The sequence below is a fragment of the Microcoleus sp. LAD1_D5 genome (assembly GCF_036702115.1).
In the GTDB taxonomy this organism is placed as follows: domain Bacteria; phylum Cyanobacteriota; class Cyanobacteriia; order Cyanobacteriales; family Microcoleaceae; genus Microcoleus.
The window spans coordinates 1-14,931 of record NZ_JAUBSA010000110.1; the positions used below are offsets into that span (position 1 = coordinate 1).

Annotated in this window: 8 protein-coding genes; 3 read left to right on the forward strand and 5 right to left on the reverse strand. The window is 46.0% G+C overall.

Translation table 11 applies throughout. The features are described from left to right. Positions 1–535: 535 nt before the first annotated feature. A complete protein-coding gene (locus QUA70_RS26465) occupies positions 536–6,178 on the reverse strand; it encodes an AAA family ATPase (RefSeq protein WP_333350782.1) in 5,643 nt (1,880 codons plus the stop codon). Positions 6,179–6,383: 205 nt separating this feature from the next. Then, entirely contained in the window at positions 6,384–7,127 is a 744-nt protein-coding gene (locus QUA70_RS26470; RefSeq protein ID WP_333350784.1) for a hypothetical protein, read from the reverse strand. Positions 7,128–7,686: 559 nt separating this feature from the next. Between QUA70_RS26470 and QUA70_RS26475 the strand changes: the two genes are divergently transcribed. Then, positions 7,687–7,935 (forward strand): hypothetical protein, encoded by a 249-nt coding sequence (locus QUA70_RS26475; protein WP_333335731.1) that lies wholly within the window; start codon positions 7,687–7,689, stop codon positions 7,933–7,935. Between the two features lie 122 nt (positions 7,936–8,057). Here QUA70_RS26475 and QUA70_RS26480 read toward each other — a convergent pair whose 3' ends face one another. The 3 genes from QUA70_RS26480 to smpB all read right to left on the reverse strand — a co-directional run bounded on the left by QUA70_RS26480 (position 8,058) and on the right by smpB (position 10,202). After that, positions 8,058–8,288, reverse strand: coding sequence for an Osc7112_2153 family protein (locus QUA70_RS26480; RefSeq protein WP_333335728.1), 231 nt, complete (start codon positions 8,286–8,288; stop codon positions 8,058–8,060). Continuing rightward, entirely contained in the window at positions 8,285–9,001 is a 717-nt protein-coding gene (locus QUA70_RS26485; protein WP_333335725.1) for a tetratricopeptide repeat protein, read from the reverse strand. The genes QUA70_RS26480 and QUA70_RS26485 overlap by 4 nt, the downstream gene beginning before the upstream one ends. Before the next feature lie 733 nt (positions 9,002–9,734). Beyond that, the gene (smpB, locus tag QUA70_RS26490; protein WP_333335723.1) at positions 9,735–10,202 is read right to left on the reverse strand and encodes an SsrA-binding protein SmpB; all 468 of its coding nucleotides are present in this window, start codon (positions 10,200–10,202) and stop codon (positions 9,735–9,737) included. Between the two features lie 127 nt (positions 10,203–10,329). Between smpB and xrtO the strand changes: the two genes are divergently transcribed. Together xrtO and QUA70_RS26500 are read left to right on the forward strand one after the other, a co-directional pair. Next, complete coding sequence (gene xrtO, locus QUA70_RS26495; RefSeq protein WP_333335720.1) at positions 10,330–11,883, forward strand: exosortase O; 1,554 nt, start codon at positions 10,330–10,332, stop codon at positions 11,881–11,883. After that, on the forward strand, positions 11,873–14,773 hold the full coding sequence (locus tag QUA70_RS26500) for a TIGR02921 family PEP-CTERM protein (RefSeq protein WP_333350788.1): 2,901 nt from the start codon (positions 11,873–11,875) through the stop codon (positions 14,771–14,773). The genes xrtO and QUA70_RS26500 overlap by 11 nt, the downstream gene beginning before the upstream one ends. Positions 14,774–14,931: the final 158 nt, after the last annotated feature.

The window sequence follows — 14,931 nt, forward strand, 5'->3', positions numbered from 1 at the left end:
TGAATACTTGCCAAAATGGAACTATAGAGCCCTACCTCAAACTTAATACTTCATCAAGTTATTTATTTTTCAGTCCTTAGGTGTTGCTCCTGACAATCTTCGAGATGTTTGGACTCCCGATGAATGGATTCTGCTTCAAGAAGTAGAAGATATGGGGGTGCGATTAATTGACATTCAGGATAGGCACCCTGATGATGCCATTCCACAAAGCGCTGAAAGATTGCTGATTCAGGTAAAAACAAGAGCCTCGAAGCTGAAGTAATGGTTTCACGCTAGCTCGCATACTCTGAATCGCCTTCAATCTCCTTCAACGTCCACCCGCAACTCATACACTCGCTCTCCTGGGATGTTTGCCAATCAGCCGCCAGCAATATCCCTCAGCGGTTGGTGAAGGTCGCGCTCCCTAGCGGTACAGGAATATGACCCAGAAATAGCCCCGCTGACACCATCCGCTTTTGTAGCAATTGAAACCCTTGTCCAGCAAGGATTCTAGCCCTTATTTCCCAAATACCGCTCCTCCAAGCCCTACGAATACTCAGTTAGCCACGGCAGTACAGTCACTACTGGTTTGGCTAACAGGAATTTCAATCCAGAATTCAGCCCCTCGACCGGGTTCAGAAAAGCATTGGAGGGAGCCACCATGTTTAGCAACTACAATTTGATAGCTAATTGACAGTCCTAATCCAGTCCCTTGACCAATAGGTTTTGTGGTGAAGAAGGGGTCAAACAACTGTTGTCGAACCTGTTGCGTTATCCCCGAACCGTTGTCTTGAATTTGAATCACCACTCTTTTAGAATGACTAGGCTGAGTATTGTTAGTCAATAACTTAGTCCGAATTGTGATGCAACTTGGATTATTGAGTGCGTCTTTGGCAGAACGCTGAGCGTTGTAGTTATCTAAAGCATCAAGCGCGTTTGCCAGAATATTCATAAATACCTGGTTCAACTGGCCTGCATAGCACTCTACCCTTGGTAAATCGCCGTATTCTTTGATAACTTCAATGGCAGGACAATCGGGTTTTGCTTTCAGCCGATTTTGCAAAATCATGAGTGTGCTGTCAATTCCCTCATGGATGTCAACAGGCTTCATTTCTGCTTCATCCAGTCGCGAGAAGTTTCGCAGGGATAGGACAATTTGACGAATGCGATCGGCCCCTACTTTCATTGAACTCAGTATCTTGGGCAAGTCTTCAATCAGGAAGTCCAAGTCGATTTCTGTAATCTTCTCCTCAATTTTGTGGTTGGTCGCTGGATAGGTCTGTTGATAAAGCTCCACTAAGTCCAGTAAATGCCCCGTATACTCAGCAGTGTGGATCAGATTGCCGTAGATGAAGTTCACTGGATTGTTGATTTCATGAGCCACTCCAGCCACCAGTTGCCCCAACCCTGACATTTTCTCAGTTTGAATTAATTGGGTTTGCGTGCGTTGCAGTTGCTCTAGGGTGGTAGAGAGATGTTGATTTTTCTCGTGCAATTCCTGAGTTCGCTGATCCACTCGCTCTTCCAGCGTGTGGTTTGCTTGCTCCAGTTGCGCTTTTGCCAGGGCAAGCTTGTTGTATAGCATGGCATTTTGCAGCGAGATCGCTGCCTGCGCCGTGAGCAACCGCAGAACTTCCATACGGCTGCGAGTGAAAGCGGCGATAGTCAAATTATTTTCCAGATACACCATGCCAATCAACTTGCCGCGATTACAGATTGGCATACACAGCAAGCTTTTGGGCTGTTGTTGAATCATGTAGGGATCGGTGGCAAAGGTCGTTTCCAGTCGGGCATCATCCAGCACTAAAGGCTCGGCAGTGCGGGAAACATAGTTGACAACGGAGTGGGGAATGTCGCGGCTCGATCGCAGGGGTCGCGAGCGCAAGCCAAACGCCGAATTCTCACCGAGTTTGGAGCGCTGGGTCGCCACTTCTAACGGAGTTTCGATCTCAACATTGGTCGCGGTTTGGGCGGCAATCACCCAATTTTCCTCATGTCGCAGCAGCAGTACACATTTTTCGGCTCCGGCATTTTCAACCACTACCTGCATCAACGTTGCCAGTAGCTTCTCCAACTCAATTTCTCCCGCCAGCGCATGAGATGCTTTGATCACCGTTGCCAAATCTAGAGTTTCGGAAATGCTGGAACTGCTACGTCCCGCCCCGGTGGTAGTGGAGCGTACGCCCCGGATGGGAGAGCTTGCATCCTCGCCTTGCACGATCAGAGCCAAGAGTTGGGGATAGCGGTGTTCCAGGTCATCTACCTTTGCCTTCGCGCCCCAGCGTCCGTAGGCATAATAGGCATTCGTCAGGTAAACCTGAGCGATCGCTTCTTTGCCCCAGTCTAGATAGAATCGAGCTGCAAGTTCGTTGGCAAGGGCTTCTTCTTGCGTGTATTCGTTGGCTTTGGCGGCCGCGATCGCGCGATCGTAGTGATCGAGCGCGACCGCCGTTTGACCCAACACCCGACACCGTTCCGCTGCCACCAACTCAAATTTATGCAGATAATTCATGGGCGCATGACTGGCCAAGGTTTGCATTTTTTGCTGGTTCTCAGTCACTCGTTGCAGCAATTCTGCCTGTTCAAACGGTGTAGCAGTAGGATAGGCAGCCAGCGCAGTGAGGGAATCATAAAACTGAAAGACCGGAATCGTGGCGTATCCGGTGCCTGCTCCTAGATACTGTCTGGCTTGAGTAGCAGTTGCGATCGCCAAAGACAGATCACCAAACAGATAGCAGAGAATTAGTTTATGAACGTAGAAATAGTGCAGTCCTGTAAATTCATTTGCAGCAATTAGCTGAGGCAATAATTCTTCCTCGTTCAATGCTTGACCAGTCAGAACACAAGCATTCTCAGCCTTGCCTAATAAGTTAAGAACCGCTTGATGATAGATCCGGCAGTAGTTGAGCGTGGTAGTTTGTTGGAAATTCTCCAGGACAAAACTATAAGCCTGCATATCTTCCTCTAGCCGAGGCAGTTCCCGCCCCAGGAAATAGGAATACTGACAAATATCTTTCGCATTGAAGCCGACGTAGTAGATATTTCCCGTGTCGAGCGCAATTTTATAGCCTTCCAACATCAACTGCACAGCATTCTGGAGATGAGATTTCAGATAGATGATGAAAGCACCCACGACATATAAAACCGTGGGCTTGATGACGTTGATATTCAACTTGGCATTCAACCCTAACGCCAATTTGCCCACCCGATCTGCCACTTCAACGTCTTGCAAAATCCCGCTTAGAAGAATTCCGTAGCAGGCATAGCAGAACGCAGAAAAGGGCGCATTACCATACTGAATCGAGGCTTTCACCTGCGACAAAATGAGCAACGGAAACAGATTTGGGGCGGCAATATAAACAGCGGGAGCCACACTGGCCACAATTTGAACAACCGCCAGTTTGTCTGTCGCCGTCATCATCGGCAAATCGACCAGTTCTTCTGGATTACGCCCGCCCAGCAGAACAGCCGCTTCTTGGAGGGCTGCCTGAATGTCAGCCGGGGTGGGTTCAAGAGGAAAAACGAGGCCGAACTGTGCCATCGCTTGCCGAGCGATCGCGATCGCAGCCAGCACATTATTTTGGGCTGTATAGGCCTGAATTTTGATGTCGTAAATGCCCACGCGATCGAGCAAAGTCTTGGCTTGCCGCATCACGGCCTCACCCAGTTGCTCCATCTGCTCATAGGCTCCGCAGAGATAAGCCGCTTCAGCCGCTGACTCATGCAGAGACAGGGTTAACGCATACTGACGATGCCAGCAGTCCGATCGCAGCAAGCGGATTCCCCCGGTCAAATACTCAATAGCAGCTTTGTGTGCGGTGGAAGCGAGGGCTTTGCGTCCTGCGATCAGGTTGAGTTGAGCGAGTTGCTCCCGCTCGTCCTGCGATCGCATCAACTCGATACCGATATTCAGGTGATTCACAATCTCAAAAACGTTGGCTTCTCGCTCGGCTTCTGGCACATTGTTCAACAGCCGTTGCCCGATTTTGAGATGAGTCGCCTGTTTGTCATCGTCTGGAATCAACGAGTAGGCTGCTTGTTGGACGCGATCGTGAAGAAAGTGGTAGGAGACGATCGGTTTTTCCTGAGCGCTAGGGATGAGGGGATTTTCTTTCACAAGTGTCCAACCATCGGCCGGGAATAATTTGTATCCCTCGCCGTTGGGCAAAATCACTCCTTCTTTGAGGGCTTGCCACAAAGCACCAGCCGTCTCTGTGGGAGATTGCTCATACACGATCGCCAACGTTTCCAGGTCAAACTGGTTGCCAATACAAGCCGCCAGTTTCAAGACATTTTGGGTTTCCAGCGACAACTTCTGCAATTGCTTGGCCACAAATTCCACCACATCCTCAATCAGGCTCATAGCGCGGATTGGGGCGATGTCATAATGCCAACCGCCCACCGAGGCATCAAATACAATCAGTCCATCCTCATAAAGCGATTTAACAAATTGATTGCTGAAAAAAGGATTCCCCTGGGTCTTTTGATGCACCAACTTTGTCAAGGCAATTGCTTGCTCTGGTGAGGCATTTAGAGTATCGGCAATCAAGTAATTCAGGTGGATGGGGGTCAAGGGAGCTAGAGCAATTTTATTGACCGTGACCGATGCCTGCTGCAGTTCTTCGATCATCTGCATTAACGGATGCGCGGGCGAAACTTCGTTATCCCGATACGCACCCACCAGCAGCAAATAGTGGCTTTTTGCTTCGCTCATCAGCAGTTGCATCAGCTTGAGCGAGGCGGAGTCTGCCCATTGCAGGTCATCCAGAAAAACCACCAGGGGATGATCTTGCGTGGTGAAAACCTGGATGAACTTTTGGAACAACAGATTAAAGCGATTTTGGGCTGCACTCCCGGACAGTTCCGACGCAGGAGACTGTTCACCAATGATTCGTTGGAGTTCTGGAATTACTTCGACGATCACCTGGCTATTCTCGCCCAGTGCAGCCAGAATCTTGGTCTTCCATAGATCGATCTGGGCATCGCTCTCGGTCAGCAGTTGCCCCATCAAGTCGCGGAACGCCTGCACCAACGCCGAGAAGGGGATGTTGCGTTGGAATTGATCGAACTTGCCTTTGATGAAGTACCCGTGTTGGCGCACGATCAACTTGTGCACTTCATGGACGACGGCCGTTTTGCCCACGCCGGAAAAGCCCGCCACCAGCATCAGTTCGGTGGCACCCTGCTGCACCCGCTCAAAGGCTGCCAGCAGCATGGTCACTTCCGCTTCCCGACCATACAGCTTTTCAGGAATCACGAAGCGATCGCAAGTATCCCGGTGTCCCAGCTTAAACGGCACAATGATGGCCGTTGCGTTCCATTGATGCAAACAGGTTTCCAGGTCGTGCTTCAGTCCCCAGGCGGTCTGATAGCGATCTTCGGCATTCTTCGCCATCAGTTTGCTCACCACCTCCGAGAGGAGCGGCGGCACGGCAGGATTCAGGTTATGGACGGCGGGGGCTTGTTTGGCGATGTGGCAATGTACCAGTTCGAGCGCATCGTCCGATTGAAACGGCAACTGGCCAGTGAGCAATTCGTAGAAGGTGATGCCTAGCGAATAGAAATCCGTGCGGTAGTCAATGCCCCGGTTCATCCGCCCGGTTTGTTCGGGGGATAAATACTCCAGCGTTCCTTCCAGCACTGAAGGACTGGTCAAAAGTTGCGTTTCTCTGGGCAGCAGGGAAGCGATGCTAAAGTCAATCAGCTTAATCTGCTTGGTGGTGGGATGAATCAGAATATTAGCAGGCTTGATATCTTTATGAATAATGTGATGACGGTAGAGATTGTTGAGCGATTGGGCGAGGGCGATCGCAATCTGCAAAAATTCGGTGAGAAACAGTGGCTCGTAGCGAGGAGCCTTATGAAGTGAGGTGTTCACTTCAGACTGCTGGCCCCAAAGCGCTGCATACTCCTTGAGTGAAATTCCTCCGAAGTCCTCCATAATTAGAGCAAGCTGATTTTGGTAGGTCTCCAGACTATAGAAACGGACAACATCAGCCATGTTCAAAATTTGGGCGATCGCATATTGGTTCTTGAATTGTGCTAATTCAACCAGGCTGGGATAAGCCGTTTTTAGAAGTTTGATCACAACGGGGGTTTGATCCCACTCTCGCCAGCCCCGGTAAACCACCGTTCTGGAACTGGTGTAAATCGTTTCATGAATTCGATACCCTGGAATTCCCATCAAGCTCTTTAGCATAAACCCTGTTCAAGACAATGGATTCATTCTATCCACTCTCAAGGTTACTTTCACACTACACTCATATTTTTTTCAGCATAAACCGATCGAATAGATAGAGTACAAGCCATTTGTAAGTATAAACGTAATACTACTGAAAAATAATGGTAGAACAGAAGCGTTATCCCCTCTACCATCGCTACAAAAACTGACCAATGGCAATAAATTAGACGGCGCTCAACGCTCGCTCTGAAAGAGCCGCCTTGCCAAACTGATTTTCGTAGGAATGAGTTTTGATGTAAACCAAAAATTCATTGACCAGTTCTGCAAAATAGTCAAAGGCGACATCAATAAACTCCATCGCTTGTTGGCGAATCTCCTCTGGCACTTCAATATCTCTGATGGCTTGCAAAGATGCTGGAGTATGGAGCGTGTGGGTATTTTCAATGTGATTGTGACACATACCAAAATAGCGTAATTCATCCCCAGTCATGGCTTGCAGTTGCATTGCCACCGGATTGGTTGCCCGGAAAAAAACATTGGCTGTGACTTCAGAAACCTCAATCGCCACCAACTTCATGATCGGATCGGCTTGGTAGGTGTAGCGTTCAAACAGAGGAAGCATGGAGCGAGATACCTTGGTGTGCTCACTCCAAATGAATCGTACAACGTCGCTGAAAGGCATGGAATAATTCATGCCCATCTTCTCCATGTCTTCCAGCAGCCATTGCCAGTGAAAATGTTCTTCATAAGTGTGCCGATTCACCATTTCTTGAATCTTGTTTGTCGTGGGTTCCTGTCGCAAAACCCGCTTGCACAACTCGCTGAACTCCAGCGCCAGTGGGGTAATCACTGGCGCAAATGCCAGTTTTTGGCGAGGCTCAACACTTTCATCTTTCATATACTCGAAAAACGGCAACTGAGCAAACTCCTGATTCTTTTTCTCTATTATATCTAGAAGGGTTTTCATCTCAATTTTCCTCAAGTAATGGACAACAAGTTAGTAGTTGAATTTAGCTAGAGCCGAATGCCACCTCTTCCAAAAAATTTGAAGTAGCGGCTTATCCCTAACATGGAATTCCTTAAAATCTCCTCACATTGATGGCAACCAGTCAAAGGAAATCAGACTGATGCAGTCACAACTTGGAGTCCCTACGAAAGAGTGAAGGCACTTTCATCACTTGAAGCAATTGTAACTTAAAATTTTTGTTAGAGCCATCGGCAAAACTACTGTTTAGCCAACTGTCCAAACTGCTCATTCAATACTGAGTATTTCCCAGTATTCAGTAATTAGACGGAGGCTACTGATTGCTTTTTATCTATCTGAAACACTTTGAAAATTAGAGGTTATCGGTAAAATTTGAATCTCTAATTTATATAATCCAGTTTCAGTCTAGGTTTCGTCCTGCCTAAATTTGTTAGCCTAACTAAGTAAATCTACGATTCTGTAGATTTACTGACACGGACTACTCTGATACGAGGACAGAGACTGTTATTCTAGAGCAGACTCAACAAAAAAAGTCTGGGTCATGTCAGATATTACAGTAAAATATAGAGTCTTAAAGGTCGTAGAGGAAATGCCACCAGAGATTACTTTTGAGGAAGTTATGAAGAGGGTTTACTTCCTTGACAAAGTTGACCGAGGTTTGAAGCAAGTTGAAGCTGATGATATTATTTCCGGCGAAGCAGCGAAAAAAGCGGCTCAGAAGGTGGGACGAGTAAATTGGACAAATCAGCCTTTAGCGGATATCGAAGTGATCGCTACATGGTGGCTGTAAGGACACAGCAATGATCGATAGTAAGGTGCGCACTGCGCACCTACATAATACTACTACATACTACATACCTGTTGGTGTAAAGCGCTGATGGTACACTCTACAAAATTTATTGAAAATAACTCTTATTCTTCGCTCTCCGGAGGCATGATGAATCTGGGACACGGATATTTTCCACCATCTCTATCTCTGCACCGCCGCCACGTCGATTGATTGGAGTCGAACGGCGTTTCGACTGATTCATTAACTGTAATTTTAACAGTCGAAGGAGTTGGCAGTGCTGTTGAGGCTTGACTTAGCTCCAGTACCGTTATAATTGCCAGTATGGTTGATGAAAACAAAACTGTGCGTTTCATTTATTTGTTTTTTCCTCGTTTAATCGTTGACGTGCCATCCCTATCCATATATCCTCATCGAATTCTTGAGAATCCGCATACTTTAGACAAATTTTCCACTGCGGTAGCGCTGCCTTAGTATTTTTCATTTTTTCTAGGACTTGCGCTTTTAAGCAGTAAGTTGCTGGTCCTTCACTATCAAGTTTAATCGCTTCATCCAGATGTTGCAATGCCTCTGAATATCGACCCTGTTCCAGGCGAGCCCATCCCAAGTTTTTGAGTAAAGAATATTTTACTCGATCATCCTCAGCTAATTTCAAACCTTGCCACAGGAAGTGAACCGCAGCCGGATAGTTTTTTTGATCAACTATATATAACCGAGCCAGGTTGCTGTAAGCAGCAGGCAGACCGAGTTTTGCAGCTTGCAGATATTTCCCTCGGGCACATTGTAAATCTTGCACCTCTTCGCAAAGCCATCCTAAATTGTAAAGAGCTGTTCGGCTTTTTGGATCTACCCAGAGCGCTAACTCATATGCTTTTTGAGTATCAGCCAATCGATTGGCTTTGTAGTTTTCAAACGCAATATTATTAAAAAAAGATGCCAGTTCGGGCAAAGCAATTTTCCAGCCACCAAAGCCTACTGCTAGCATCAGCAAGAAAGCTCCCCACTTGCAGTTCTGATGCTTTTTTGCTGGCTCTTTCAGGGCATTGAAAATATTAGCTAATGGTGTCATTTTTAGCATTTTTTAACTTGAGAGTTGGGCGATATTTTGTTTGCGAGATTTAATGGCCACCCTAATGGCATCATAATCTTACGAAATGACTCAGGTTTGAGCTTATTTCTCATAAGAGTTTGTCAGTCCACAGCCAAATGCTTGGGTAATGCTCCCACTACCCAGATGTATTCGAGCATAGGTTAATCATTCATGAGGCTCCACAAGCCATCCGGATATTTTCAGAAAAAAAGAACCGGGAAGCCGGAACCCGGAAGAAGGCACAACTGTTGGCTCTCGATAAGTAATAATACTTACTTTGGAGGCGAGGATCGCCAATATGCGACTGTATTAGGAGATAAGATGGCTCGCCTGAGTTTTAGGCGATAATAAAAATAAAACTTCTTGTGGTAGGAGTCCGAAAGCCTGGGTAAGGGAGACGCTCACACTACCGTTTCCAGCACAACCCCAGGAGAGCCGAGAAGATGGACTCCGTTGAAATAACTCTAATTAAGTTTGTAGTGACGATGGAAGTCTTCAAAATCCTAAAGGGGAGATATTGAGAAATATTATGATGAGTAATTAACCGAACGCGAGCTAAAATAATCAATCACTAGGGATAATCACTAATCACTAATTACTAATTACTTCTGACTAATAAACATCTTCCGAAATTCAATTTCAACCTTTGAGTAGCAAAGGTTTCAGTTTCTTTTTCGGAGATGTCTAATAACGGATGACTAATGACGGATGACTAAAATTGCTTCATCGCTCTTTCCATATCCCGCTTATCTTCGCGTTTCTTCAAATCTTCGCGCTTGTCGTACAGTTTTTTCCCTTTACCCAAACCGATATCCAGTTTTACCCAGCCGCCTTTCAAATACATTTTTAACGGCACTAAAGTCAACCCTTTTTCTTCCACTTTGCCGATTAATTTGCGAATTTCCTGCTTGTGCATCAGCAATTTACGGGTGCGGCGGGGTTCGTGATTAAAATAGTTGCTAGCACTTCTCCAAGGCGAAATGTGAACGTTGATCAGCCACAGTTCGCCGTTCCGAACTAAGCCATATCCGTCCCGTAAATTGGCTTTTCCTTCCCGAATAGATTTGACTTCGGTTCCTTTCAACTCGATTCCCACTTGGTATGTCTCTATAATTTCATAGAGATGGCGCGCTTGTCGGTTATCGCTAACAATTTTGTATCCTGGGCTTTTTTCGGTCATTTTTACCTCCAATAAAATTAATTATTATAACGCTAGCTTCTCTGTAGAGAAAATCGAAGCTTGACAAAACTTAAATAACCGGTCTAGACATTACTAATTTTGCTGAGCTAAGATGTCACCAACGTGAATGTCAAGCGGTATCATGCAGCGCACCAATATTCCCAATTCTGACCTTCCAGATGCTATCAGTCCCAATTCTGGGGTTAATTTGGTTTGGGGGGCTCCTTGTTTGTTAGCCCTTGCTTGGTTTTGGGCCAATATCTCGGCTGTTAAGTGGGTGTTATCCTCGTTTGTTGAGATACCCACACTGTACAAGATAGTAATTGGTTTTTTGATTGTAGCATTAGTAGTGCGATCGACTGGGAACTCCGATCGCCCGCCGGGATTTTTACCAAATTTCGTTTTGAGGCGAGATCCGCTGCTGTTGATGTTGGGTGCGGGTATTTGCTCGATCGCCCTTCAGTACATAATTGATATCAAACAAATTACTGTCCTGCTATTTATCCTCGGAACTTACGGGCTGTGCGGCTTATTGGTGGAGCCGAACTTTTGGCAAAAAAACTTGCCAGTTGCGGGCTTGCTGGCTTGTATTTTACCATTCAACAGTCAGTTTAATAGCGGATTAGGTTTGCCGGCGCGAGTGATCACTGCTCAGGTAGTAGAACAGTTGCTCTCAATGCTGCACATTGGGGCTATTTCTTCTTACGATATTATCGTTTTGGAAAACGGCATTGCTCACGTTGACGTGCCTTGCAGCGGCATTAAAACTCTCTTAGTGGGAACGCTATTTTTGCTAGCTGCTACCTGTCTGGAAGGGCGTAAATTAAGTTTAAGATGGGTAGCAGTCGGCGCTGCTAATCTCTTAATGTTGGTGTCTGCTAACGCGGCGCGGGTTGCCGTGTTAGTCCTGGTTTCAGAAGTGTTTAAACAGCCAAAACTAGCCGAAATTATTCACGTTCCTCTGGGAATAGTCGGTTTAGTATGTGCTTGTTTTGTGACCTGGTTAATGCTGCACCGAGTACCGAAATTTCAGCCAGAAAAAACCAGCGGTATTTCTGCAAAACCCAACTCAGAAATACTCGAAAATCACCCTTTAGCTAAACCAGGAATAATTGCCGCAGTCACAGTTTTGGCAGTCATGGCTCAACTGTCTCATGTAGAAACGTCAAGAATGGCGAGCGCACCTTTAAGATTACCTGAATACATTAAATCAGAGTCGATTCCCCTGAATACTAGCGAACAAAAATTCTTTGGCAACTATCCAGACACGCAAACACAAAAAATCAGATTTGTCGCCGGCAAGTTGCGCGGTTCCATGCTCACAGTAGCGAGCACATCCTGGCAAACTTATCACGCCCCCGAGTTGTGTTTTGTAGCGAGCGGAATTCCCGTCAATCGCATAGAAAAAAAACAATTAACTCCTTCAGTAACAGCGCGCTGGCTGTCTCTCAAAAACAACCAATTATCAGCAGTATACTGGCTGCAATCGGCACAGTTAACTACAGATAACTTCTTGTCCCGTATCGGCAGCGACCTCACCCACAAAAATCACAATTGGGTGCTAGTTTCCATTTTATTTGACAGTTCGCTACAAGCTGAAAATCATGAAGTAAAAGAGTTTGCTAGTAATGTACACGATACCGTTAAACAAAGCTTACAAGGAGAAATAAATGAAAATTAAACAGGTATTTGATGGAGTTTTTAAAACAATTTTTTGGCTGTGGAATTTGACTTTTTTATCGATTGTTTACTTGGGAATTTTGCCGATTATAGGAGTGCCATTAATTATGGCGACAATCGATGGCACCATCCCGCTAGAGTTTTCTTTGACGATGGCAGCTACGATCGCAGTACCCACTGTATGTACAGTAATAGGAGCTAGGCGTTTTAGCAAGCAACCCCTAGAGCTAATGCGTTGGTTTTACGGCGTAGAAGCACCGCTATTTTTGCTGTGTTTGCTCCGCTTGTTCCTGCTGCGAGAACTCACCCCAGCTAGTTATCAAATTATCGCTACTATTGCTTTGTGCATTGCAGCATTTTCAGTGGAAATGCTGTACGGCTATCTGGGTAAAAAAGAAAATGTGCAAAATATCTCAGATTCTCAAACTTCCCATAATAAACAGCATCGTTTTTTAAGCTTAATCCGAGAAAAACGAAGTGCGTGGCTGCAATTAGGATGTCACAGTTTAATGCTAATAGTTGGCATTTGGGCGGCAACATTGCTGATGTATTACGCTGTACCTGTGGCATTGTTTACACTTTATGGATTCTTCACTGTAGTCATTGAATTTTTCAAGTTTACATGGGTATCAGCATTTTGGGATATCTTTAGATATGGGGAGTGGATCTGGGGTTTAATTTGGATACCGCTATCCTTTATATTATTTGGTTTAACCTGTAGTTTGTTCATTGTCATGCCTTCGCTGTACGGCTTTCTTTACATTCATTCCGGGCGGAAAATATGGCTGATTTTTGCTGCACAATACGGGAAAAATAAAGCGCTAATCGGAAGTTTGGGAGTCATAGCAGCTTGGCTGGCTATTTTCTCCGCTTTGCAGCAGCAGCCGCAAGTTGCAGCACTGAAAATGCTGGCTACTCCCCCCGCAAATGACACGGTTCGCCAAACTTTATTAGCCAAGTCTGATATGATTCGATCGGGCTTAGTTAACGCTTATTTGTCCCCTTACCGCTACCTCAGCACTGTGGGAGAAAACAACCACATTTATGAGATATACAAAAACACTTTGAATTTGTCTGACGGAGCGGCTCAAACGGTGCAGAACAGCTATAATTTTTTAATGTCGCCGTTTTTGTATCAAGGCTCTAGTGCTGATGTGGAAAAAGCAGAAAAACTCTACGGCGAATTCTTCGATACGGAACTGCAAAAAGGCGACACAGAAGCAGTAAAACACGCGGTGCAGTCAACATCAAACCGGGAAGAAGCAAAAGCTGGTTTGCTGAATGTCAATCAAGAAAAAGTGTGGCTGAAATCGCAAGAAGTGACAGTCAAAGAAAACGGCGATTGGGCCGACGTTCAACTCTACGAAGTTTACAACAATCAAACACCGAACTTGCAAGAAGTATTCTACTACTTTTCCCTGCCGGAAAGCGCCGCAGTTACAGGGATTTGGCTGGGCGATACTGGCGATTTAAACAAACGTTTTGTATTTACTGTATCGCCTCGCGGTGCAGCCCAGCAAGTCTACAACCAACAGGTGAGAGAAAGAGTAGATCCGGCTTTGCTCGAACAAATTGGCCCTAAACAATACCGCTTGCGGGCTTTTCCAATCCCGGCTAAACGAGAATTCACCCAAACCGACGGGCCAACCGAAATGCACCTGTGGCTTACTTACAAAGTCATGCGCCAGCCACAGGGTTGGGCTATGCCTGTTTTGGCTGAAAAACGCAACATTTTTTGGAACCCAAATACTCGCCGCACGATCGCCGGAAAAGAGGTGAAATACAGCGGGAAAGAAGCAATAGAAACTTGGCTGCCACCCTTTTTGCCCGCAGCCGCACAGCAACCGCTAACACCGCAGCAGGCGATTCTACCGGGAGAAAATATCATTTCTGCTAAGCCGCTGGCTGATGCAAATTACTCGCTACCGCAAGGCAAAAAGTTTGCAGTAATTCTCGATACTTCCCGCAGCATGGCGGCGGAAAATAAGCAAGTAAAAGATACTTTTGAATGGTTGAAAGCTAATGCAGCCGGCAAAAATGCTGTTGATTTGTATATCGCTAGTGCTGCAGGAATGCCACCTAAGTTTGTGGAAGATGTACGCAATTTCGATGCGGCAAAGGTAACATTTTACGGTACGATTCAGCTCAAAGATATGCTGCAACAGTTTGCACAGTTGCGGGGCGATAAAAGTTACGATACTGTATTTTTGGTGAGCGATCGCCACAGCTACGAATTGTCGGACGATCGCAAACCTAAACTTTCCATCTCTGCACCGCTGTGGACAGTGCATTTGGGAGGTTTGCCCCCCGGCTACGACGACGCAACTTTAAAGGCTATTCAAGATAGCGGCGGCGGAGTTGCTACGGATATGAAAGAGGCGATGCAGCGAGTAGCAACAACAGCAGCTTCTGGCCAATCTACAGTTAGCGTTGTTGATGGCTATGCTTGGAGTTATGCCAAAAATTCCAAATCAGAAAAGACACTCAAATCGGGGGCTGTTACAGAGCTAAAAGATACCGGAAATGAAGGGTTTAAACCGATACCTGCGCGGCAGTTGATAACTGCACTTAGCAAGCAGAAAAGTTCAAATCAATTGACGCAACTGGATGCGATGCACGCAGTAGCTAAAAATTTCAAAGTGGTGACGCCTTATTCTTCGATGATTGTGTTAGTTAATGACGCGCAAAGGGAGCAGCTAAAAGCAGCGGAAGCTAAGAGCGATCGATTTGACAGAGAGGTAGAATCTGGTAAGGAACAGTTGAGTAAGCCGAATAATCCTCTGAATGTTTCGGGGGTTCCTGAACCCGAAGAATGGCTGCTGTTGGCGGTAAGTGCGATCGGGCTTTTGGTGATTTTCCTCCGTCAGCGGCGCGCGAAAATGGTAGGTTGAAAGTAAATCCGGGTTGGCTACTCCCTCGATGTTTCGGCGGTTGAAACCGCTACTACAAAAACAAAGTCTGCCTCCGCAGACTAACGGGACTTAAACAAAAAATACGGTGAAAATACGTTATAATGCTTGCATAGCAAGCATATAACGTTAAAGAATGA